Origin of the sequence: Hydrogenophaga sp., from assembly GCF_030373225.1 — a bacterium.
Taxonomy (GTDB): Bacteria; Pseudomonadota; Gammaproteobacteria; order Burkholderiales; family Burkholderiaceae_C; genus Hydrogenophaga.
The window spans coordinates 1-22,565 of the sequence record NZ_JAUCZG010000019.1 but is presented as its reverse complement, the minus strand read 5'-3'; the positions used below and the strand labels follow the sequence as shown (position 1 = coordinate 22,565).

Here is a 22,565-nt window from a genome sequence, read left to right as displayed (position 1 = left end):
CACCGGCCAAACACACCCCATCGGGTGGCATTTGCAGCGGTGTCGCGGGGCGGGTTAACCCTGTATTCCAAGCGCGCTATTGTGCCTGAGGCGCCTTGAAAACGCAAGCACTTGCTGAAAAATCGGGCAAACGAAGCGGCTTGAAATGTGAAAAAAAGTTAGCGCTTGCTATTTGCTCAGGCTTCAACGGGAAACGTTGGCGTCGGCCACGGTGAGTGCTGTCATGTTCACGATGCGGCGCACGGTGGCGCTGGCGGTGAGGATGTGCACCGGCTTGTCTGCGCCCAGCAGCACCGGGCCGATGGCGATGTTGCCGCCGGCTGCCGTCTTGAGCAGGTTGTAGGCGATGTTCGCGGCGTCGATGTTGGGCAGCACCAGCAGGTTGGCCGCGCCCTTGAGGGTCGAGTTGGGCATCATCGTGGCGCGTGCTTCCGGGTCCAATGCCACATCTCCGTGCATTTCCCCGTCCACCTCCAGCCACGGTGCCTGCTCCCGCAGCAGCTCCAGCGTGCGGCGCATCTTGAGCGCGCTGGGCTGGTTGCTCGAACCGAAATTGGAATGGGACAACAGGGCCGCCTTGGGCTGCAGCCCGAAGCGCAGGATTTCCTCGGCCGCCATGACGGTGATCTCGCACAGCTGTTCGGCTGTCGGGTCGTGGTTCACATGGGTGTCGACCAGAAACACCTGGCGACCGGGCAGCATGAGGCCGTTCATGCAGGCGTAGATGCGCACGTCCTGTGCCGTCCTCGGGCTGCCGCCGGCGCGCTTGCCGATCACCTGATCGATGTATTCGAGGTGGTTGTGCGTGTTGCCCCAGGTGCCGCAGATCAGACCGTCGACCTCACCCTTGTGCAGCAGCATGGAGCCGATCAGCGTGAGGCGCCGGCGCATCTCGATCTTGGCCAGCTGGGCGGTCACACCCTTGCGCTCGGTCATTCGGTGGTAGGTCTGCCAGAAGTCCCGGTAACGCGCATCCTGCTCGACGTTGACGATGTCGTAGTCGAGTTCCTCGCGCAGGCGCAGACCGAACTTCTCGATGCGCTGTGCGATGACGGCCGGGCGGCCGATCAGCGTGGGTCGGGCCAGACCTTCGTCCACCACGATCTGGCAGGCGCGCAGCACGCGTTCTTCCTCACCCTCGGCGTAGGCCACCCGTTTGCGCGCGGCGGTTTTGGCCGCGGCGTAGATCGGCTTCATGATCGTGCCCGAGGCGAACACGAAGCTCTGCAGGCGCTCGCGGTAGGCCGCCATGTCGGTGACCGGGCGCAGCGCGACGCCGCTGTCGGCCGCCGCTTGCGCCACGGCCGGCGCGATCTTCATCATCAGGCGCGGGTCGAACGGTTTGGGGATGAGGTAGTCGGGGCCGAACATCAGCTGCTCGCCGGCGTAGGCCGCGGCGATCACGTCGCTCTGCTCGGCCTGGGCGAGTTCTGCGATGGCATGCACCGCGGCAATCTCCATCTCGATCGTGATCGTGGAGGCGCCCGCGTCCAGCGCGCCCCGGAAGATGTAGGGGAAGCACAGGACGTTGTTGACCTGGTTGGGGTAGTCGCTGCGGCCGGTGGCCATGATGGCGTCGCTGCGAACGGCCCTCACCTCTTCAGGCAGGATCTCCGGATTGGGGTTGGCCAGCGCGAAGATCAGCGGATTCGCGGCCATGCTCGCCACCATGTCCTGCTTGAGCACACCACCGGCGGACAGGCCCAGGAAAATGTCGGCGCCGGCGATCACCTCGCGCAGGGTGCGTTGCCCGGTTTTCTGCGCGAAGACGATCTTGTCCTCGTCCATGAGCTCGGTGCGGCCCTCGTACACCACGCCGGCCAGATCGGTCACCCAGATGTTCTCGCGCGGGATGCCCAGCTTGACCAGCAGACCCAGGCAGGCCAGCGCGGCGGCGCCCGCGCCGGAGGTCACGAGCTTGACGCTTTTCGGGTCTTTGCCGGCCACTTTCAGGCCGTTGAAGATGGCCGCACCGACCACGATGGCCGTGCCGTGCTGGTCGTCGTGGAACACCGGGATCTTCATGCGCTCGCGCAACTTGCGCTCGATGTAGAAGCAGTCCGGCGCCTTGATGTCCTCGAGGTTGATGCCGCCGAAAGTGGGTTCGAGCGAGGCAATGATCTCGACAAGTTTGTCGGGGTCCTTCTCGTTGATCTCGATGTCGAACACATCGATGCCCGAGAACTTCTTGAACAGCACCCCCTTGCCTTCCATGACCGGCTTGGCCGCCAGCGGGCCGATGTCGCCCAGGCCGAGCACGGCGGTGCCGTTGGTGATGACGGCCACCAGATTGCCGCGGCTGGTGTACTTGAAGGCATTGACCGGGTCCGCCACGATTTCTTCACAGGGAGCAGCAACGCCGGGGGAGTAGGCCAGGGCCAGATCGCGCTGGTTGGTGAGCTGCTTGGTGGCGGCGATGGACACTTTGCCGGGTGTCGGGAACTCGTGGTATTCGAGGGCGGCGCGGCGCAACTCGGCGCGTTTGTTCTCGGGGCTGTTGTCCATCGTCATGATCTGGTCTCCGGTCGTTCTGAATCTTGCTATGTGAAAGGCAATTGCGCATTCTAGTTCTGTGACCGGGAAAACCCCAGTCGGTAGAACTGCGCAATCGGTTGCGGCGGTGCTGACTTTTTCAGGGGCAATGCACCGCCGTTCAGACCACCTGCACCTGAACCAGCGCTTGCAGCCGGGCCACGTCCTGCGGCAGGCACAAGCCGGTGCCCGGGGTGAGCAGTGCGGCCGAGCCGGCAGCCATGGCCCAGCTGAATGCGGCGGGCAGGGCTTGGCCTTGTTGCAGGGCCCAGACCAGCGCGCCCACGAAGCTGTCGCCCGCGCCCACCGAGCTGGCCACTTCAATCGGCAAGGCCTCGGCCTGCCACGCGCCTTCGCGCGACAGCAGCAGCGCACCGCGCTCGCCCAGCGTGAGCGCCACCACCTCCGCCTGGCCATGGTCGATCAGCGCCTGCGCGGCTGCCCGCCACTCGGTGGCCGTGGTCAGCGGCAGGCCGGTGAGCTCGCGCAGCTCCCTCAGGTTGGGCTTGACGAGGAACACGCAGCCCCGCAGTGCCTCGGCCAGCGCCGCGCCGGAGCTGTCGAGCACCAGGCGGGCGCCGCGTTGCCGGGCCACGCTGGCCAGGCGGGCGTAGAAATCGGCCGGCACGCCCGGCGGCAGGCTGCCGCTGGCCACCACCAGGGCCAACGCATCGGGCCAGCTGCCCACCGCATCGAGGCCGGCCTGCCATTCGTCTGCGCCCAGCGTGGGCCCGGGCAGCACGAAACGGTACTCGGCGCCGCTGTCCAGCGCCTGCACGGTGAAGTTCTCGCGTGTGTCCTGCGCGATCGGCAGGGCGAGCGCGGGCAGGCCGGCTTCGGCAAGGTGTTGCGTGAGCCATTGGCCGGCCGGTCCACCGGCCGGGTACAGCGCTCGGGTGCGGCCCCCCAGCCGGTGCACCACGCTGGCCACGTTGAGGCCGCCGCCCCCGGCATCGCGACCGGCAGGACCACAGCGCAGCTTGTCGGCGGGCACGACCCGCTCGGTGTGGGTGGACACGTCGACCGAAGGGTTCATGGTGAGGCACAGCACGGTGCCCGAAAGAGGAGTCATGCCAGCGTTGTGTTCCATGCGTGCGGCTTTCAGCGCGTGTGCTTGAGGCGTCTGGTGGCAAAGGCCTCGCTCACCCTCAGGCCGCGCGTGCCCGGCTCCAGCGTGAAGGCCTGACCCGCTTCGATGGTGCCGGGCTGCGCCACCGACAAATAGAAGCCGGGGCAGAGATGCTCCATCATGAGGCGGCCGCCATCCGGCAGGTCCATCACGGCGTTGAACTTGTAGCAGGGCTCGCGCGGTGCGCTCACACGCAAGCTGCAGGCGGGCCAGTGCAGCAGGTCGCCGATCCAGACCTCGGTCTCCAGCAGACCTTCAATGGTCAGGTTCTCGCCGAGGAAACCCGGAGGCAGCGGGTCGTCGAACAGCTGCACACCGCTCTGGCGCCGCTGTCTTTCCCAGAACGCGTAGTGCTCCAGCGGGTAGGCATAGACCGCCTTGTCCAGGCCGCCATGCACGCTGGGGTCGGCCTGTTCGTCGCCCAGCAGACCGAGGGGCAGGACCGGCACCGGACCGTGGACCGCGCGCTTGCCGATGGCCGAGACCACGGTGCGCGAACCCACGCGCAGGTCTTGCACAGAGCCGGTGTTGACGCTGACGACGCGCACGTCCTCAGCCGCGCATCAGGGCTTCGATGTCGCCGGCCTCGACCGGCACGTCGCGCGAGATCAGCTCACAGCCCGTCTCGGTGACGATGGCGTCGTCCTCGATGCGGATGCCGATGTTCCAGAACTTTTCAGGCACCCCTTCGGCCGGCCGAACGTAGAGGCCGGGCTCGATGGTGAGCACCATGCCCGGGCGCAGGATGCGGCTCGGGCGGTCCTTGATGGTCTCGCCGCTCAGCGGGTCCTTGCGTTCGTTCACCGTGCCGAGCTCGGAAGGCTCGACATAGCTGCCGCAATCGTGCACATCCATGCCCAGCCAGTGGCCGGTGCGGTGCATGTAGAACTGGAAGTACGAACGGTTGGCGATCACGTCCTGCGCGCTGCCCACCTTGTTGGTGTCGAGCAGGCCCACGTCCAGCAGGCCTTGGGCCAGCACCGCCACGGTGGCCTCGTGCGGATCGACGAAACGCGCGCCGGCCCTGGTGGCATTGACCGCTGCGACCTGACTGGCCAGCACCAGGTCGTACAGCACGCGCTGGGGGCCGGTGAAGACACCGTTGGCCGGGAAGGTGCGGGTGATGTCGCTGGCATAGCCGTCGAGCTCGCAACCGGCGTCGATCAGCACCAGTTCGCCGTCGCGGATCGGCGCGGTGTCGGCGCGGTAGTGCAACACGCAGGCGTTGGCGCCGGCGGCAACGATGCTGCCGTAGGCCGGGTATTGCGAACCGTGTTCGCGGAAGGTGTGCAGGAGCTCGGCGTCCAGGTGGTATTCACGCACGTCGTGCCCGGCACGCAGCATGGACGCGCTGCGTTGCATGGCCCGGATGTGGGCCTTCGCGCTGATCTGCGCGGCGCGGCGCATGGTGTCCTGCTCGAAAGCGTCTTTCACCAGACGCATCTCGTCGAGCACGCCACACAGGTCGCGCTGTGACTCCGGGCACAGTGCGCCGTAGCGCACACGGGCGCGAACCGGCTGCAGCCAGCCGTTGACGCGGCTCTCCAGGCCCGTGTGGGTGGCAAACGGGTACCACACGGTCTGGCGGTTCTCCAGCAGTCTGGGCAGGCGCTGGTCGAGCTCGGCGACCGAGAACGCATCGCTCACGCCCAGGTGCTGCGGCGCGGCTTGCGGCCCCAGGCGAATGCCGTCCCAGATCTCGCGCTCGACATCCTTGGGCTGGCAAAACAGCGTGGTTTCGCCTTCGGCGGTGATCACCAGCCAGGCGCCGGGCTCGGTGAAACCGGTGAGGTAGTAGAAGTAACTGTCGTGCCGGTAAAGGAAGTCGCTGTCGCGGTTGCGCGGGCGCTCCGGCGCGGTGGGCACGATGGCAATGCCGCCGGGGCCGAGCGAGGCGGCCACGCGCGCTCGGCGCTGGGCGTACAGGGAGGTGTGGGTGGTGGAATCCATGTGATTGATTCTCTGACTTTTGGTGCGCGCCCGTGGTCCGAGGGATTCAGCCCTGGGCGTTCAGCTCTTCGAGCCGCTGCGGAGTTCCCACATCGACCCATGTTCCGCGGTGGATCTGTGCACTCACCTGACCGGCGTCCATGGCCCGGCGCAGCAGCGGTGCCAGCGGCTCGGCCGTGCCCTGCGGGTTGCCCGGCAGCACCTCGCACCACGGCGGCTCGAAGAGTTGCCGCCGGTACAGGCCGATGGTGCTGAAGGTCCAGGCCTGCTCGGCCCGGCTGATCGCGATGCCATCCGGGCCCAGGCCGAAATCGCCGTTCGGGTTGTGCGGAGGATTGGGCACCAGCCAGATGTGGGCCAGCAGGCCGCTGGTCTCGAACCGGTCCATGGCTGCTCGGCTGAAGGTGAAGTCCGGCGCGAAGATGTCACCCGCCAGCACCCAGAACACATCGGACAGCAGCGGCAGCGCGCGGGCAATGCCGCCGGCCGTCTCCAGCGCGTAGCCGAAGTCGGCGCCTTCGCGCGACATCACCACCTCGCATCCCGGTCGCTCCTGGCTCCACGTTGCGCAATGGTCGTCGATCTGCTCGCCCAGCCATGCGGTGTTGACCACGAAGCGATGGAAACCCGCTTCGAGCAAGGCCTCCATGGGCCACTGCATCAGGGGCTTGTTGTGCACGAGCAGCAGGGGCTTGGGCGTGACGTCGGTGAGGGGGCGCATGCGCATGCCGCGTCCGGCGGCGAGCACCATGGCCGTGGCACGGGAGGGGGTGGGTGGGGGAGCTGTGGCGAGTCGGTTCATGGGTGGCCAGAGAGTGCGCGGGCCGTGCGCTCAGGGCCGCACACGCCGTTGAATTATGGGCCGGCATACCCGATGCACCCGCCGTCCCCGGCGCCGAGAGCGGGCGGACCGATAAAATCTGTTGTTTTGCGCCATCGCGCGGATTTCGCTTCCTCCCCACCTCCAGCATCCCCATGTCCGACACCGCCAGCATCCCCACCTCCACCGCACCCGCCGTGTCGCCCCAGACCCAGGCCAACGCCATTCGCGCCCTGGCCATGGACGCGGTGCAAGCCGCCAACTCGGGCCACCCGGGCGCGCCCATGGGCATGGCCGACATGGCGGTGGCCTTGTGGGGTCGTCACCTGCGGCACAACCCGGCGAACCCGCAGTGGGCCAACCGCGACCGCTTCGTGCTGTCCAACGGACACGGCTCGATGCTGATCTATGCGCTGCTGCACCTCACCGGCTACAAGCTGCCGATCGGCGAACTGAAGAACTTCCGCCAGTTGCACAGCAAGACCGCCGGCCACCCGGAAGTCGGCCACACGCCCGGGGTGGAAACCACCACCGGCCCACTGGGCCAGGGCATCACCAACGCGGTGGGCATGGCGCTGGCCGAGAAGCTGCTGGCAGCCGAGTTCAACCGTGACGGTCATGCGGTGGTGGACCACCACACCTACACCTTCATGGGCGACGGCTGCCTCATGGAAGGCATCAGCCACGAGGCCTGCGCCCTGGCCGGCGCCTGGAAGCTCAACAAGCTGATCGCCCTGTACGACGACAACGGCATTTCCATCGACGGCCAGGTCACGCCCTGGTTCATCGACAACACCGCGCTGCGATTTGCCGCCTACGGCTGGAACGTCATCGGCCCGGTCGATGGCCACGACGTCGATGCGGTGGACCGTGCCATCAGCGACGCGAAGAACAAGGCCGATGGACCCACGCTGATCATCTGCAAGACCCACATCGGCAAGGGCAGTCCGAACCGCGCCAACACGGCCAAGGCCCACGGCGAGCCGCTGGGTGCTGAAGAAATCAAGCTGACGCGCGAAGCGCTGGGCTGGACGCACGCGCCCTTCGCGATCCCCAAAGACGTGTACGCCGCATGGGACGCCAAAGAGGCCGGCAAGGCGTCCGAGGCCGCGTGGAACACCACGTTTGCCGCCTACAAGGGCGCCTTCCCCGGGTTGGCAAAAGAGTTCGTGCGCCGCATGAAGGGTGAGTTGCCGAAGAACTTCGCCCAGGTGGCGGTGGACGCCGCCGTGGCGGCCCACACCAAGGCCGAGACCGTGGCCAGCCGCAAGGCGAGCCAGCTCGCGCTCGAGACCTTCACCGCCGCGCTGCCCGAGCTGCTGGGCGGCAGTGCCGACCTCACCGGCTCCAACCTCACCAACACCCGGTCCACGCCCAGCCTGCGCTTCAACCTGGCCGGAGACGTGGTGAAGAACGAACAGGGCCAGGGCGGCCGCCACATCAACTACGGCGTGCGCGAATTCGGCATGGCCGCGATCATGAACGGCGTGGCGCTGCACGGTGGCTTCATTCCTTACGGTGGCACCTTCCTCACCTTCAGCGACTACAGCCGCAACGCGATCCGCATGGCCGCGCTGATGAAGCAGCGGGTCATCCACGTCTTCACGCACGACTCCATCGGCCTGGGCGAAGACGGCCCCACCCACCAGTCGGTGGAACACGCCGCCAGCCTGCGCCTGATCCCCAACCTCGATGTGTGGCGCCCCGCCGACACGGCCGAGACCGCCGTGGCCTGGGCCGTGGCGCTCGAAAACGCCACCCGCCCCACCGCACTGCTGCTCAGCCGCCAGAACCTGCCTTACGCGCCCAAAAGCGATCTGGGCGACATCAGCAAAGGCGCCTACGTGCTGGCCGAACCGAGCGAGGTGGGCCTGAAGAAAAAGACCCAGGCGGTGATCATCGCCACCGGCTCCGAAGTTCAGCTCGCGTTGAAGGCGCAGGAGCTGCTGGCCAGGGAACACAAGATCGCCGTGCGCGTGGTCTCCATGCCCAGCACCACCACGTTCGACCGCCAGTGTGCAGCCTTCAAGGCCTCGGTGCTGCCCGCCGGCGTGCCGCGCGTGGCTGTGGAAATGGGCTCCACCGACGGCTGGTGGAAATACGGCGTGGCCGCGGTCGTGGGTCTGGACACCTACGGCGAATCGGCACCGGCCCCGGTGCTGTTCGAGCACTTCGGCTTCACCCCTGCGAATGTGGCCGACACGGTGCGCGCCGTGCTGGCGAAACAATAAGCCCGTTCGGGCTGAGCCTGTCGAAGCCCCCGCCCGGGTGACCTCTTCGACAAGCTCAGGGCGAACGGATCGGTTTTTTCAAACGAAGGAGCATTCATGACCATCAAGATCGGCATCAACGGCTTTGGCCGCATCGGGCGCAATGTGCTGCGCAGCGCACTGCAGAACTTCGCCGACATCGAAGTCGTTGCCATCAACGACCTGCTCGAGCCCGACTACCTGGCCTACATGCTGCAGTACGACAGCGTGCACGGCCGCTTCCAGGGCACGGTGTCGGTCGAGGGCAGCACGCTCATCGTCAACGGCAAGAAGATCCGCCTCACACAGGAGCGCGACCCTGCCAACCTGAAATGGAACGAAGTCGGTGCCGACATCGTCATCGAATCCACCGGCCTGTTTCTCGACAAGGTCACGGCCCAGAAACACCTGGACGCCGGCGCGAAGAAGGTCATCCTGTCGGCCCCCTCCAAGGACGACACCCCGATGTTCGTCTACGGTGTGAACCACGAGACCTACAAGGGCGAGGCCATCATCTCCAACGCCTCGTGCACCACCAACTGCCTGGCGCCGATCGCCAAAGTGCTCAACGACAAGTGGGGCATCAAGCGCGGTCTCATGACCACCGTGCACGCGGCCACCGCCACGCAAAAGACCGTGGACGGCCCGAGCAACAAGGACTGGCGCGGCGGTCGCGGCATCCTGGAAAACATCATTCCCAGCAGCACCGGTGCGGCCAAGGCCGTGGGTGTGGTGATCCCCGAGCTGAACAAGAAGCTCACCGGCATGAGCTTTCGCGTGCCCACGTCCGACGTCTCGGTGGTTGACCTCACGGTCGAGCTCAACAGCCCCGCGACCTACGCCGAAATCTGTGCCGAGATGAAGTCGCAAAGCGAAGGCGCGCTCAAGGGCGTGCTGGGCTACACCACCGACAAGGTGGTTGCCACCGATTTCCGCGGCGACACCCGCACCTCGATCTTCGATGCCGACGCCGGCATTGCGCTCGACAGCACCTTCGTCAAGGTGGTGAGCTGGTACGACAACGAGTGGGGCTACTCCAACAAATGCCTCGAGATGGCTCGTGTGGTCGCCAGGTAAGCGTCCGCTCACCTTCTTCAGAAAGCGCCTTCGGGCGCTTTTTTCTTGCTCCCACGCACGGGCGACCGGCCTCGGGTTGCCGCCATGACCGATGCGGCATCGGTCAGTCGGCGCGGGTCCCATGGGTCTTTTCCAGCCGGCGGCACAACCCTTTTGGAGCCATGCGGTGGCCGGGTTTGAGGCGCAAACACGGCGCCGGCTGGCGAGTGTGTGACGCTGTCCACACAATCCCGTTGGCACCATCAAATGATGTGGCAATGGCGTGGGCGCCCATGCTACAAACCGGGATGCTTTTACATCCTGGATACAAAAAAAAGACTTTCGCGCTGGCGTGTGCAGCCGTGATGGTCTGCACCGCTGCGCTGGCAGACGGTCGCGGCGAACCGGCCCAGGGGCTGATCATCGGCTACCGGGCATCGGTCGTTGCCGCAGATCCGGAGCAGATCGACCGCAGCCCCCGCGCGAGCGTTCGCGAGAAGGCGCTGGCCCGCTGGAAGGCGGCCTCCTCGGAGTCCCGCGAGCGCACCTTGCGCCTGGCCCGCGACGTGGGCGTCGGTGTCCGAGCGGCGGGCGAGGCGGGCAATGCCGCCCTCCTGAAGTTCGAACGGCCCTTGAAGGGCCGCTCTCTTGAGGATGCCATGCGCCGGGTGCGCCTGCATCCCGATGTCGAATGGGTCGAGCCCAACGTGCTCGTCAAGCGGCTGCAGACCGTGCCCAACGACCCCTTTTTTGATCCTTTCCAGTGGCACCTGCAACTGTCCGGCGCTGGCAACCCTGCGTCGATGAACCTGCCCCAGGCCTGGAGCCAGACCACCGGCAACGGTGTGGTGGTCGCGGTGGTGGATGGTGGCGTGCGGTTCGACCACCCCGAGCTTGCCGACCTGGGTACCCGCCTGTTGCCGGGTTACGACCTGGTGAGCGAGCTCGCGGTGTCCAACGACGGGGACGGCCGCGATGCCGACGCCAGCGACCCGGGTGACTGGGTGACCGCCCAGGAGGTGCAAGACCCGCTGTTCGCCGGTTGCGATGAGGCCGACAGTTCCTGGCACGGCACTTTCATCACCGGGCAGATCGCGGCCGCCTCGGACAATGCCCTGGGTGTTGCCGGCATCAACTGGGGCGCGCGCATCCTGCCGGTGCGCGTGGCGGGCAAATGCGGTGCCCTGGTGTCGGACCTGCTGGACGGCGTGCGCTGGGCCGCCGGCCTGCCGGTGGTGGGCGTGCCGACCAACCACAACCCGGCACGCGTGATCAACCTGAGCTTCGGTGGCGACGCGCCTTGCAGCGCAGCCTACCAGGACACCATCAACGCCGCGACGAACGCGGGGGCACTGGTGGTGGTGGCCGCGGGCAATGGCCGTGGCGCGCTCAAGCGGCCCGCCGACTGCCAGCGCGTCATGACGGTGGCGTCGGTGCGCAAGGACGGCGCCAAGGCCGACTACTCCAGCTTCGGGCCGCAGGTGGCCCTCTCGGCGCCGGGCGGATCGGTCGCTCCCGCCAACTCCGTCGAGCCGGACACCGACTGGCTGCTGCTCTCCACGGACAACAACGGCACCCGGGAACCCAACCTCAATGTGCTGGGCTACAAGCAAGGCACCAGCTTTGCCGTGCCCCAGGCCGTGGGCGTGGCCAGCCTGATGCTGGCCGTCAACAGTTCGCTGACGCCGTTCGCGCTGATCGAGCGCATGCAGCTGGGTGCCCGCCCCCATGCAGATGCCGGGCAGGGCACCTGTGCCCTGCCGTCCAGCGGCGTTTGCAACTGCACCACAGACACCTGCGGCGCCGGGCTGCTGGACGCGGCCGCGTCCGTTCAGCTGGCCACCGGTCCTGCGGCCATCATCGCGCCCGTCGGTACCGTGGACCCGGGTACGGCGATCTCGCTCAACGGCTCGGCCAGCGTTGCGCTCACGGGCTCCAGCATCGCAGCCTACCAGTGGACCCAGGTCAGTGGACCGACGGTCGCCATCGGCAACGCACAGGCTGCGGTGGCTGGCGTCGCTCTGACGTCGGCGCCGGCCACCTACGTGTTCCGGCTCACCGTCACGGACGACTTCACGCCCACGGCGCGCAGTGGCAGCGACACCGTGACCGTGGTCACGGCCTATCCCGCCACCAGCGGTGGCGGTGGTGGCTCAAGCAGCCTGGCCTGGGGGCTCGCCTTGTGGGCCTGGGTGCTGGCGGTGTGCTGGCAGCAGCGCCGCTTTCGGCGCCAGCAGACGCTGGCCTGAACAGCGCCCGAGCCGGCTCAGTTGCAGCGCTGCAGGCGCTTGCCCGCCATGGCTTCGCCGAGCCCGTCGATGGCGGCGCGCTGGGTCTCGGTGATCGCCGGCAGGCGCACCGTCGAGCTCACACTTTCCGCGCGTTCCTGGGCCACCTTGCCGGTGCGGATACCCGCTCGTTCGGCGTTCTGCAGCGCTTGCTGCGCGGCGGCTTCGGTGGAATAGGTGCCCAGTGCCAGGCCGGGCGCCAGACCCGGGGCGGTGATCTCGCGAAACGACACGCCCAGGCTGCGCAACTCGTCTTTCTTGCGCTCAACCTGCTGCTGGTTGTCGTAGCGGCCCATGTAGACGATCCAGCGGCCGCCGCTGCGCACCTCGCTGAACGCGAACCCGGAAGGCGGCAGACCCAGCAGCGCGAGCTCGGCGCGCAACAGCTCAGCCTGATCCTCGCTGAAACCACCGGCTTGCCAGCAGGCGCGGGGTCCGTCGCCGGCGGCGATCGCCACGGTCGGCGGGGCAAGGGGCGCAGTCGGCGCCGCAACCACCGGGGCGGGAACAGCGGGCGACGGGACCGGCGGAACCACCGCGGCCGCCGCGGGTGCCTCTGCCGGCGTGGCGGTGGCCAGCTCGGTCTCGGCCTTCGGGCCGTTGAGCAGGCGCAGCAGTTCGGGGCGAACCTGCTGCTCCAGGCGCTGCGGCTCGCGCTGTTGCGCCGGCGCGATTCCCAGGGTCACCAGGTAGCCCTGCGACCAGGCGAAATAGCCGGCGTTGCCCAGCACGAGCAACCAGATGACCCACTTCAGCATGGACGCACGCTCACTTCCGCGCTGGTCACGGTGTGCATCCCGGCATCGGTGAGCACCTGCAGCGCCCCGTCGTGGGTCACGCCGCAGGCCGTGCCCCGCGTGCCGTCTGACAGCTGGACCGCCTGACCCTGCAAGGCATCGAGCCGGGCGAAGCGTTGCGCGAAGGCAGCGAAACCTTGCGAGGCGAACGCCTGGATGTCGCGCACCAGGGCGGGTGCCACGCGTTCGAGCACTTCGCCCGGCGTGATGCCCACCAGCACCTCGGACAAACCCGCCGGCGCCATGGCCGTGACCGCCGCGCCGTCGGGCACCCGTGCGGCCACCGCCGACACCTCGGGCCGTGCCACGTTGAGGCCCACACCAATGACCACCAGGCGCCGGCCCTGCCCGGCCTCACCGGTGCTGGCGGTCTCGACCAGGATGCCGCCGATCTTGCGCTGGTGCAGCCAGAGGTCGTTGGGCCATTTCAGGCGCAACTCGGGGTGCAGGCTGTGCGCCAGGCTCACGCCCACCACCAGCGACAGGCCCGACCAGCTCTGCGGCGCCAGCGGCATGGCGAGGGAAAAGGTGAGGGATTGACCGGGCTTGCTGTGCCAGCCCTTGCCCAGGCGACCGCGTCCTGCGGTCTGGTCCTCGGCGGCCAGCAACACCGGCTCCATCAGGCCGCTGCGCGCGCGGCGCATGAGTTCGCTGTTGGTGGAGTCGATGCTGGGCAGCACCTCGACGGTGAAGCCGGGCAGGCCGGGCTCCACCAACATCCAGACGGCTTCTGCGTGGCGGATCAAGGTGTCGGCCATGGGCCGTTCAGCCGAGTCTGGATGAACGACCCGCACGCTTGGGCGCGAGCAGGGTGCCGCGGCACTTTTTGGCGCCGCACCAGCACGGGTACTCGGCCTTGAGCTTGGGCGTGTAGGGCTCGTCGATCACCAGGCCGTAGTCGTAGAACAGCTCTTCGCCGGCCAGAATGTTGCGACGGGCACGGATGAACACGCGCCCCTCGTCCACCTCGGCCTCGCAGTTCGGCGCACAGCTGTGGTTGATCCAGCGTGCGGAATTGCCACCAAACTTGGCATCGATCACATGCCCTTCGTCGATGTGGAAATAGAAGGTGTGGTTGGGATCGGCGGGGTCGTGCGGGTGGCGACGCAGGGCCTCGTCCCAGGTGATGACCTCACCCACATATTCAATGAGCGTCTCACCTTCGGCCAGGTCAACCACGGCAAAAACACCGCGGCCGTGCACGCCGGACTTGCGCGTCTGGATGCGTCGGCCGGTAGCGTTCGACCTGGCCACTGCCGACGGTTTTTCCGCGGGCGCACTCGACTTTCTGGGGCTTTTCGTCACGGCCGGAATATTTGGTAAGGTTGTTTCATGCAGGTGCGCGCGAGTGTGCGCGTGCCCATGTGCGCGTGTACACGCGCGTGGAAAGTTGATTGTAGAGATGAAAACTGAAGGTTCAGCCAAAACGCTGGTCATTGCCGAGAAGCCGTCTGTGGCCCAGGACATCGTGCGTGCGCTCACCCCCGTGGCGGGCAAGTTCGACAAGCACGACGACCATTTCGAGAACGACCAGTACGTGGTCACGTCCGCCGTCGGCCACCTGGTGGAGATCGCCGCGCCCGAAGAATTCGACGTCAAGCGTGGCAAGTGGAGCTTTGCCCACCTGCCGGTGCTGCCCCCTTACTTTGAACTCAAGCCGATCGACAAGACCAAGTCGCGTCTGTCTGCGGTGGTGAAACTGGCCAAACGCAAGGACGTGGCGCGCCTCATCAACGCCTGCGATGCGGGCCGCGAGGGCGAACTGATTTTCCGGCTGATCGAGCAATACGCCGGTGGTTTGAAGGGCGGCAGCTACCAGTCCCTGGGCAAGCCGGTGCAACGCCTGTGGCTGCAGTCGATGACACCGGCGGCGATCCGCGACGGTTTCGAGCACCTGCGCACCAACGAACAGATGCAGGGCCTGGCCGACGCCGCGCGCAGCCGGTCCGAGGCCGACTGGATGGTCGGCATCAACGGCACCCGCGCCATGACGGCGTTCAACTCCCGCGACGGCGGTTTCTTCCTCACCACCGTCGGCCGTGTGCAGACGCCCACGCTGTCCATCGTGGTCGAGCGCGAAGAGAAGATCCGCGCCCACCGCAGCCGCGATTACTGGGAGATCCACGCGAGCTTCCTGGCCGAGGCCGGCGAATACCCGGGCAAATGGTTCGACCCGGCGTTCAAGAAGCCCACCGGCGATGATGCCGATCCGGAGCAGCGCGCCGACCGCGTCTGGAACCAGCGTGAAGCCCTGGCCATTGCCGACGCGGTGCGCGGCAAGGCCGCCAGCGTCAAGGATGAGAGCAAACCCACCACGCAGGCCAGCGGCTTGCTGTACGACCTCACCAGCCTGCAGCGCGAGGCCAACGGACGCTTCGGCTTCTCGGCCAAGACCACGCTGCAGCTGGCGCAAAGCCTGTACGAGCGCCACAAGGCGCTGACCTACCCGCGAACCGATTCGCGCGCCCTGCCCGAGGACTACCTGCCTACGGTCAAGGAAACCTTCGAGATGCTGGCCAACAGCGGCATGAAGCATCTGGCGCCGCACGCGCTGACCGCACTCAACAACGGCTACATCCGCCCGAGCAAGCGCATCTTCGACAACAGCAAGGTGTCGGATCACTTCGCCATCATTCCCACGCTGCAGGCGCCCAGCGGCCTGAGCGACGCCGAGCAGAAGCTCTACGACCTGGTGGTGCGCCGCTTCCTCGCGGTGTTCTTCCCGTCGGCCGAGTTCATGGTCACGACCCGCATCACCTCGATCTCCGCAGCGCCGGGTCGCCCCAGGCAAGGAGACGCCCCCTCGGGGGGCAGCGAACCACACGCAGTGGGGAGCGTGGGGGCTCGCGTTGTCCACCATTTCAAGACCGAAGGCAAGGTGCTGGTGAAGCCGGGCTGGATGGCCGTGTATGGCAAGGAGGCTGCCGAAGACGTGACCGACGCCAAAGAGGGCGACAAAGGACAGAACCTGGTGCCGGTGCGCGAAGGCGAGACGGTGCGCACCGAGTCGGTGGAACCCAGAGGCCTCAAGACCAAGCCACCCGCGCGTTACTCGGAAGCCACGCTGCTCGGCGCCATGGAAGGCGCGGGCAAGCTGGTCGACGACGACGAACTGCGCGAGGCGATGCAGGAAAAAGGCCTGGGCACGCCCGCCACGCGAGCGGCCACCATCGAAGGCTTGTTGACCGAAAAGTACATGTTCCGTGAAGGCCGCGAGATCATCCCCACGGCCAAGGCTTTCCAGCTCATGACACTGCTGCGCGGCCTGGGCGTGGAAGAACTCTCCAAGGCCGAGCTCACGGGCGAGTGGGAATACAAGCTCGCGCAGATGGAGCACGGCAAGCTCAGCCGGAGCGCCTTCATGGCCGAGATTGCGCAGATGACCGAGCGCATGGTGAAGAAGGCCAAGGAGTACGACCGCGACACCATCCCGGGCAACTACGCCACGCTTGCCACGCCTTGCCCCAACTGCGGCGGCGTGGTGAAGGAGAACTACCGCCGCTACAGCTGCACCGGCAAGGACGGCGCCAGCGAAGGCTGCGGCTTCTCGTTTGGCAAGTCGCCCGCGGGCCGCACTTTCGAGCCGGACGAGTCCGAACAGCTGCTGCGCGACAAGAAGATCGGCCCGCTCGATGGCTTTCGCTCCAAGGCGGGTTGGCCTTTCGTGGCCGAGATCGTGCTCAAGTACAGCGAGGACGACAAGAACTGGAAGCTCGAATTCGACTTTGGTGACGACAGGAAGGGCGAGGAAACCGGCGAGCTGGTGGACTTCAGCGCCAGCGAGCCGCTGGGCGCCTGCCCCAAGTGTGGCGGCGCGGTGCACGAGCACGGCGCCAACTATGTTTGTGTGCGCTCCGTGCCCACCGAGCAGCAGCCCACGCCGAGCTGCGATTTCAAGAGCGGCAAGATCATCCTGCAGCAGCCCGTGGCGCGCGAGCAGATGAGCAAGCTGCTGGAGACCGGCAAGACGGATTTGCTCGACAAGTTCGTCTCCATGCGCACGCGCCGCGCGTTCAAGGCTTTCCTGGCCTGGGACAAGGAAGCCGGCAAGGTGAACTTCGAGTTCGCACCGTCCAAGTTCCCGCCACGCAAGACGGCCGCCGGCGCACCGGCGAAGAAGGTGGCGGCCAAGGCCGCGCCCGCCAAAAAGGCGGCTGCGAAGAAGACGCCCGCCGTGAAAGCACCCAAGGCCCCGCGCAAAACCACCGCCGCCACCGGGAAACAGCCCAGCGCTGAGCTGGCCGCGGTGATCGGCGAGGGTGCCGTCTCGCGTCCCGAGGTGGTGAAAAAGCTGTGGGACTACATCAAGGCCAACGGCCTGCAGGACGCGGGCGACAAGCGCCGCGTCAATGCCGACGCCAAGCTGGCGGCGGTGTTCGGCAAGCCGCAAGTGACCATGTTCGAGATCGCCGGCCTGCTGAGCCCCCACCTGAACTGAAGAAAGACCCGACCATGAGCTTCAAGCTGTACTTCGCCCCCGGCGCCTGTTCTTTCGTCCCGCACGCCATGCTCGAACTCGCCGGCGTTGAGTTCGAGCCTTCGATCGTGAAGCTGCACAAGGGCGAACAGCGTTCGCCGGAGTACCTGGCGCTCAATCCGCGCGGTCAGGTGCCGGTGCTGGTCGATGGCGACGAGGTCGTGACCCAGATCGTGGCCATCCTGCTGTACCTCGACGAGAAGCTGCCGCTGGCCGGCATCCTGCCGCCAGCGGGCCTGGAGCGCGCCCGCGCCCTGCAGGTGCTGACCTGGATGAACAACACGGTGCATCCCACCTTCACCCACGTCTTCATGCCGCAGAAATTCACCGACGACGACGCCGCGCAGAAAGCGATCCGCGAATTCGGTGCAGCTCGCTACCGCGAACTGCTGGGCGAGATCGAGACCCTCGCGGCCCAGGCCGCCCCGTGGATGGTGGGAGCACGTCCCGGGGCGCTCGATGCGTATGCGCTCACCCTGCTGCGCTGGGGCGGCTACGCCGGCATCGATCCGGCGGATTTCCCGGCCACCTGGGCGCTGGTGCAGCGCTTTGCCGAGCTGCCCGGTGTGGCCCGGGCGATCGAGCGCGAGAAGCTGCAGCTCAACGTGTACAAGCCCGCCTGATCGGGCAGCGCGGCGGGCCTGTTATTCCTGCGTGGTCCGCAGCTGGGCGGGCGTGAACCGCACCGACACGCGCAGACCCCGCCGGCTGCGCTCGGGGTGCGCATCTTCCATCGACACCGTGGCGCCGTGCTGCTGGGCGATCTCCAGCACGATCGCCAGGCCCAGGCCCGAGCCATCGACGTTGGTGCCCAGTGCCCGGTAGAACGGCTGCATGACGAACTCGCGCTCGTTCTCCGGGATGCCCGGACCGTCGTCTTCCACCTGCAGGATCTGCACGCCGCTGAAGCGGTCCAGCAGCACGCGCACCGTGACCACGCCGCCCTGTCCGGTGTAGTGGATCGCGTTGTCCACAAGGTTGCGAACCATCTCCTGCAACAGCGTCGGGTTGCCCTCGATCAGGCAATCTTCGGGCGTGTCGTCCGGGCCTTCAAAGCCGAGGTCGATGCCGGCCTCCAGCGCGCGCGGCACCGAGTCCTGCACCACGTCGGGCACCAGCTGGGCCAGATCGAGACGGGCGCTGGGCAGGGTGCGGCCGGTGGTCTCGGCGCGAGCCAGGGCCAGCAACTGGTTCACCGTGTGCGTGGCGCGCGCGCTGGAGCGGGCGATCTGTTGCAGCGAACCGCGGATCTCCACCGGATCGGTCTCTCGCTGCGCCAGCTCGGCCTGCATGCGCAGCCCGGCCAGAGGCGTCTTGAGCTGGTGCGCCGCATCCGCGAGGAAGCGCTTCTGGGTGGTGAGCGAGGCCTTGAGCCGGGTCAGCAGGTCGTTGATCGAGGACACCAGCGGTGCGACCTCCTGCGGAATGAACGACTCTTCGATCGGGCTCAGGTCGTCGGGTTTGCGCGCCCGGATGCGCTGCTCCAGCTCGTTGAGCGGACGGATACCGCGCACCAGCGCCAGCCACACCAGCAGCACCGCCAGCGGCAGGATGATGAACTGCGGCACCATCACGCCCTTGATGATTTCGGTGGCCAGGGTGGAACGCTTGCCCTTGGTTTCGGCCACCTGCATCAGCACCAGGCGCTCGGGATCGTGGCGGGCCAGCCAGGTGTAGGCCACGCGCACGTCGTCGCCCAGCACCACGTCGTCGCGCAGCAGCACGCGCCCGGGTTGCGGGGCTTCGTTGTCACGGGGCGGAGGAAACTCGATCTCGCCACTGATGAGGGCGCCGCGGGGATCGAGCACCTGGTAGTACACGAGATCGCTGTCGTCGGCGCGCAGCAGGTCGCGCGCCTGCGCGTTGAGCTTGAAGGTGATCTGGTCGTTCTCCCGCACCACGAACTGGGTGAGCGCCTGCAGGTTGAATTCGAGCGCGCGGTCAAAGGGTTTGCTGGCGATGCCCTGGGCCACAAACCAGGTGAGCACCAGCGACAGTGGCCACAGCAGCAGCAGCGGCGTGAGCATCCAGTCCAGGATCTCGCCGAACAGGCTGCGTTGCTCGCGCTGGAACAGACCGAACGACATCGGCGCCGACCGGCTCTCCTGGGGAGGCAGCGGCTCGCTGAAGATGCGACCGTCAGCTGGCGATTTTTTCAAGGCAATAGCCCAGACCGCGCACCGTCGCAATGCGGATCGGACCCTTCTCGATCTTCTTGCGCAGGCGGTGGATGTAGACCTCGATGGCGTTGTTGCTCACCTCCTCACCCCACTCGCACAGGCGCTCGACCAGCTGGTCCTTGCTGACCAGGCGCCCGGCGCGCTGCAGCAGCACCTCGAGCAGGCCGAGTTCGCGCGCCGAGAGCTCGACCATCTTGCCGTCGATGGTGGCCACGCGGCCCGCCTGGTCGTATTCCAGCGGGCCGTGACGGATGGTGTTGGTGCTGCCGCCCATGCCGCGTCGGGCCAGTGCGCGCACGCGCGCTTCGAGTTCCTGCAAGGAAAACGGCTTGGCCATGTAGTCGTCGGCGCCGTAGTCCAGGCCCTTCACGCGTTCTTCGATGCTGTCGGCAGCGGTGAGCACCAGCACCGGCAGTGCGGAGCCGCGCGAACGCAAACGCTTGAGCACCTCCAGGCCGTGCAGTTTCGGCAGTCCGAGGTCGAGGATCAGCAGGTCGAACTCGTTGTTCGTCATCAGGGCGGCGTCGGCCTCGCTGCCGCTGGACACATGATCCACGGCGGCACCGGCGGCGCGCAGGCTGCGCAACAGGCCGTCGGCCAGGACCTGGTCGTCTTCTGCAATCAGGATGCGCATGTTGTCTCCTGTGCTGGTCAGGCAGCGTTGTTGTGGGGCCGGCGCGCGCGGCGATCAAACCGCTGCCATTCTAGGTCGCATACCCCACGCCGTAACCTGTCGCAGGGTCAGGGTTTCACCGGGCCGCAACGGCCGCGCGCGCGCCGGGCGCCTCCGATCCGTAGGCTTCCAGGCCCAGCGCCACCACCGTGGCCACCGCGTCACCCACCTGGGACCGGAACTCGGATTCGGCCTGCGCCACCGCCGTGCGGAACGCCTCCAGCCACAGCAATCCGGTGTCGGTGAACACGATGCGTCGCGCCCGCGCATCGCGCGGATCGGTCTCGCGCCGCACCAGGCCCCAGGCCTCGCACTGCACCACCAGGTCGCCCATGGCCTGCTTGCTCATGCCGGCCTGGTGCGCCAGTTCGGTCAGACGCGAGCCGTGCAGGCCGAGGTGGCGCGTGATGTGGATGTGCGCCGCACCGACTTGTGCGCGTGCCGCGAGGTGAGAGAGCGCCAGCGGCACGTTGGCGTCGTGCGCCATCAGGCTGAGCACGCGCTCGTCGAAGCGGCGCAGCGCCAGCCCCATCAGGCGGCCGAGGTGGCCGCCGCGCCAGCGGTCGTCGGGTTCTGCGGGGGTTTCAGGGGTGTCGTCGGCCATCGGCAAATAGTAAGGCAAACTGACCAAATAATGACCGAACTGATTCCAACCCGGCTGTAAACTGCTGTTCAAGCATCCAGCCTGTACACAACCACACAGGTCTTGCCAATTCTTCCAACCCAGCCCAGGAGCCCCCATGGACGCAGCCGTCAAGCCCAACCCCCTCAACAGCGAAAAAGCCAAGGCCTTGCAGGTTGCACTGGCCCAGATCGAAAAACAGTTCGGCAAAGGCACCATCATGCGGCTGGGCGAAGGTGAGGTGATCGAGGACATCCAGGTCGTGTCCACCGGCTCCCTCGGCCTGGACATCGCCCTGGGCGTTGGCGGTCTGCCGCGTGGCCGCGTGGTCGAGATCTACGGCCCGGAATCCTCGGGCAAGACCACGCTCACGCTGCAGGTGATCGCCGAGATGCAGAAGCTGGGCGGCCAGTGCGCGTTTGTCGACGCCGAACACGCGCTGGACATCCAGTACGCGCAAAAACTCGGCGTGAACCTGCAGGATCTGCTGATCTCCCAGCCCGACACCGGCGAGCAGGCGCTCGAGATCGTCGACAGCCTGGTGCGCTCCGGCGCCGTCGACCTGATCGTGGTCGATTCGGTCGCCGCCCTCACGCCCAAGGCCGAACTTGAAGGCGAAATGGGCGACTCGCTGCCCGGCCTGCAGGCCCGCCTGATGAGCCAGGCGCTGCGCAAGCTCACGGCTCACATCAAGAAGACCAACTGCATGGTCATCTTCATCAACCAGATCCGCATGAAGATCGGCGTGATGTTCGGCAGCCCCGAGACCACCACCGGTGGCAATGCGCTCAAGTTCTACGCGTCGGTGCGCCTGGACATCCGCCGCACCGGCACCATCAAGAAGGGCGAAGAGGCGATCGGCAACGAGACCAAGGTGAAGGTGGTCAAGAACAAGGTGGCCCCGCCCTTCAAGACGGCTGAATTCGACATCCTGTTCGGTGAGGGCATCAGCCGCGAAGGCGAAATTCTCGACCTGGGTGTGGTGCACCGCGTGGTCGAGAAGTCGGGTGCCTGGTACGCCTACAGCGGCGAGAAGATCGGCCAGGGTCGCGACAACTCGCGCGAATTCCTGCGTGAGAACCCCGAACTGCGCGTGGAGATCGAAAACAAGGTCCGCACCGAGCTGGGTGTGCCGCTGCTGCCGGTGGACGGTGGCGCAGATGCACCTGCCGCGTCCAAGGGCAAGAAAGCCAAGGCAGGCGCCAGCGCCGAGGCGGCCGACGCCGCCTGATCGCGGTGGGATTCGACAAGCCCTCGCTCAAGGGCCGCGCGTTGCGCCTGCTGGCGCAGCGCGAACACTCACGGGCCGAGCTGCAGCGCAAGCTCGCCGTGCACGAGGAGACGCCGGGCGAACTCGCCAAAGCCCTCGACGACTTGCAGGCCAGGGGCTTCATCGACGAGCAGCGCGTGATCGACTCCCTGGTGCACCGGCGCGCCGCGCGCCTGGGCGCCGCGCGCGTGAAGCAGGAACTGCAGGCCAAGGGACTGCCGCCCGAGGCTGTGGCCCAGGCTGTGGCCACCCTGCGCCACAGCGAGGTGGATCGTGCGCGCGAGGTGTGGCGCAGAAAGTTCGGCGAACCCGCCGAGGACGCCGCCGGGCGCCTGCGCCAGATGCGGTTTCTTCTGATGCGGGGCTTCGACGCGGCGGTGGTGTACTGCGTCGTCAGGATGCCGCAGCCGGACGATCCGGCCTGAGGCCCGGCGGTCGAGGTACAGGAGCGCGTGCAAGGCACGGTGTTATAGATAAGGCCCGTTAAAGTCTGAACTTTGTCTGATTTTCGCGATCAGAGTG

The 22,565-nt window shown here is 67.0% G+C and carries 18 protein-coding genes; 7 read left to right on the top strand and 11 right to left on the bottom strand.

The genetic code is table 11. The features are described 5' to 3' along the window. Positions 1–183 precede the first annotated feature (183 nt). From QUV35_RS11940 to QUV35_RS11920, 5 genes are all read right to left on the bottom strand, one after another. Positions 184–2,511 (bottom strand): NADP-dependent malic enzyme, encoded by a 2,328-nt coding sequence (locus QUV35_RS11940; RefSeq protein ID WP_300874085.1) that lies wholly within the window; start codon positions 2,509–2,511, stop codon positions 184–186. Between the two features lie 142 nt (positions 2,512–2,653). Beyond that, positions 2,654–3,604, bottom strand: coding sequence for a 1-phosphofructokinase family hexose kinase (locus tag QUV35_RS11935; RefSeq protein ID WP_300874082.1), 951 nt, complete (start codon positions 3,602–3,604; stop codon positions 2,654–2,656). A 29-nt stretch (positions 3,605–3,633) separates the two neighbouring features. After that, the gene (locus QUV35_RS11930) at positions 3,634–4,209 is read right to left on the bottom strand and encodes an MOSC domain-containing protein (protein ID WP_300874079.1); all 576 of its coding nucleotides are present in this window, start codon (positions 4,207–4,209) and stop codon (positions 3,634–3,636) included. A gap of 4 nt (positions 4,210–4,213) precedes the next feature. Then, positions 4,214–5,611, bottom strand: a complete 1,398-nt coding sequence (locus tag QUV35_RS11925; protein ID WP_300874075.1) for an aminopeptidase P N-terminal domain-containing protein — start codon at positions 5,609–5,611, stop codon at positions 4,214–4,216. 46 nt (positions 5,612–5,657) lie between these two features. After that, the gene (locus QUV35_RS11920; RefSeq protein ID WP_300874073.1) at positions 5,658–6,413 is read right to left on the bottom strand and encodes a nucleotidyltransferase family protein; all 756 of its coding nucleotides are present in this window, start codon (positions 6,411–6,413) and stop codon (positions 5,658–5,660) included. 173 nt (positions 6,414–6,586) lie between these two features. Here QUV35_RS11920 and tkt point away from each other — a divergent pair, with 173 nt between their 5' ends. The 3 genes from tkt (at position 6,587) to QUV35_RS11905 (ending at position 11,985) form a co-directional block, all read left to right on the top strand. After that, positions 6,587–8,662, top strand: coding sequence for a transketolase (gene tkt, locus QUV35_RS11915; RefSeq protein WP_300874070.1), 2,076 nt, complete (start codon positions 6,587–6,589; stop codon positions 8,660–8,662). Positions 8,663–8,758: 96 nt separating this feature from the next. Next, on the top strand, positions 8,759–9,757 hold the full coding sequence (gene gap, locus QUV35_RS11910) for a type I glyceraldehyde-3-phosphate dehydrogenase (RefSeq protein ID WP_300874068.1): 999 nt from the start codon (positions 8,759–8,761) through the stop codon (positions 9,755–9,757). 344 nt (positions 9,758–10,101) lie between these two features. Further along, complete coding sequence (locus QUV35_RS11905; RefSeq protein ID WP_300874066.1) at positions 10,102–11,985, top strand: S8 family serine peptidase; 1,884 nt, start codon at positions 10,102–10,104, stop codon at positions 11,983–11,985. A 17-nt stretch (positions 11,986–12,002) separates the two neighbouring features. On the opposite strand, the gene QUV35_RS11900 is transcribed toward QUV35_RS11905, so the two are convergent. The 3 genes from QUV35_RS11900 to QUV35_RS11890 are packed head-to-tail and all read right to left on the bottom strand — an operon-like array spanning position 12,003 to position 14,075. Next, positions 12,003–12,782, bottom strand: coding sequence for an SPOR domain-containing protein (locus QUV35_RS11900; protein WP_300874063.1), 780 nt, complete (start codon positions 12,780–12,782; stop codon positions 12,003–12,005). Further along, positions 12,776–13,579 carry a biotin--[acetyl-CoA-carboxylase] ligase gene (locus QUV35_RS11895; RefSeq protein ID WP_300874060.1) on the bottom strand — a complete coding sequence of 268 codons (804 nt, stop codon included), beginning with the start codon at positions 13,577–13,579 and terminating at the stop codon, positions 12,776–12,778. Before QUV35_RS11895 ends, QUV35_RS11900 begins: the two co-directional genes overlap by 7 nt. Positions 13,580–13,586: 7 nt before the next feature. Beyond that, positions 13,587–14,075, bottom strand: coding sequence for an SET domain-containing protein-lysine N-methyltransferase (locus QUV35_RS11890; protein ID WP_300874058.1), 489 nt, complete (start codon positions 14,073–14,075; stop codon positions 13,587–13,589). Positions 14,076–14,223: 148 nt separating this feature from the next. Between QUV35_RS11890 and QUV35_RS11885 the strand changes: the two genes are divergently transcribed. Together QUV35_RS11885 and QUV35_RS11880 are read left to right on the top strand one after the other, a co-directional pair. Beyond that, complete coding sequence (locus tag QUV35_RS11885) at positions 14,224–17,259, top strand: DNA topoisomerase III (protein ID WP_300874055.1); 3,036 nt, start codon at positions 14,224–14,226, stop codon at positions 17,257–17,259. 14 nt (positions 17,260–17,273) lie between these two features. Further along, entirely contained in the window at positions 17,274–17,921 is a 648-nt protein-coding gene (locus tag QUV35_RS11880; protein ID WP_300874053.1) for a glutathione S-transferase family protein, read from the top strand. 21 nt (positions 17,922–17,942) lie between these two features. Here the strand turns inward: QUV35_RS11880 and QUV35_RS11875 are convergent, their stop codons facing one another. The 3 genes from QUV35_RS11875 to QUV35_RS11865 form a co-directional block, all read right to left on the bottom strand. Further along, complete coding sequence (locus QUV35_RS11875; protein ID WP_300874200.1) at positions 17,943–19,385, bottom strand: sensor histidine kinase; 1,443 nt, start codon at positions 19,383–19,385, stop codon at positions 17,943–17,945. A 52-nt stretch (positions 19,386–19,437) separates the two neighbouring features. Next, a complete protein-coding gene (locus QUV35_RS11870; protein ID WP_300874049.1) occupies positions 19,438–20,112 on the bottom strand; it encodes a response regulator transcription factor in 675 nt (224 codons plus the stop codon). 115 nt (positions 20,113–20,227) lie between these two features. Further along, on the bottom strand, positions 20,228–20,755 hold the full coding sequence (locus tag QUV35_RS11865; protein WP_300874046.1) for a MarR family transcriptional regulator: 528 nt from the start codon (positions 20,753–20,755) through the stop codon (positions 20,228–20,230). A 136-nt stretch (positions 20,756–20,891) separates the two neighbouring features. On the opposite strand from QUV35_RS11865, the gene recA reads away from it, so the two are divergent. Both recA and recX read left to right on the top strand, forming a co-directional pair. Further along, positions 20,892–22,004, top strand: coding sequence for a recombinase RecA (recA, locus tag QUV35_RS11860; RefSeq protein ID WP_300874043.1), 1,113 nt, complete (start codon positions 20,892–20,894; stop codon positions 22,002–22,004). A gap of 5 nt (positions 22,005–22,009) precedes the next feature. After that, on the top strand, positions 22,010–22,468 hold the full coding sequence (gene recX, locus QUV35_RS11855) for a recombination regulator RecX (protein WP_300874041.1): 459 nt from the start codon (positions 22,010–22,012) through the stop codon (positions 22,466–22,468). Positions 22,469–22,565 lie beyond the last annotated feature (97 nt).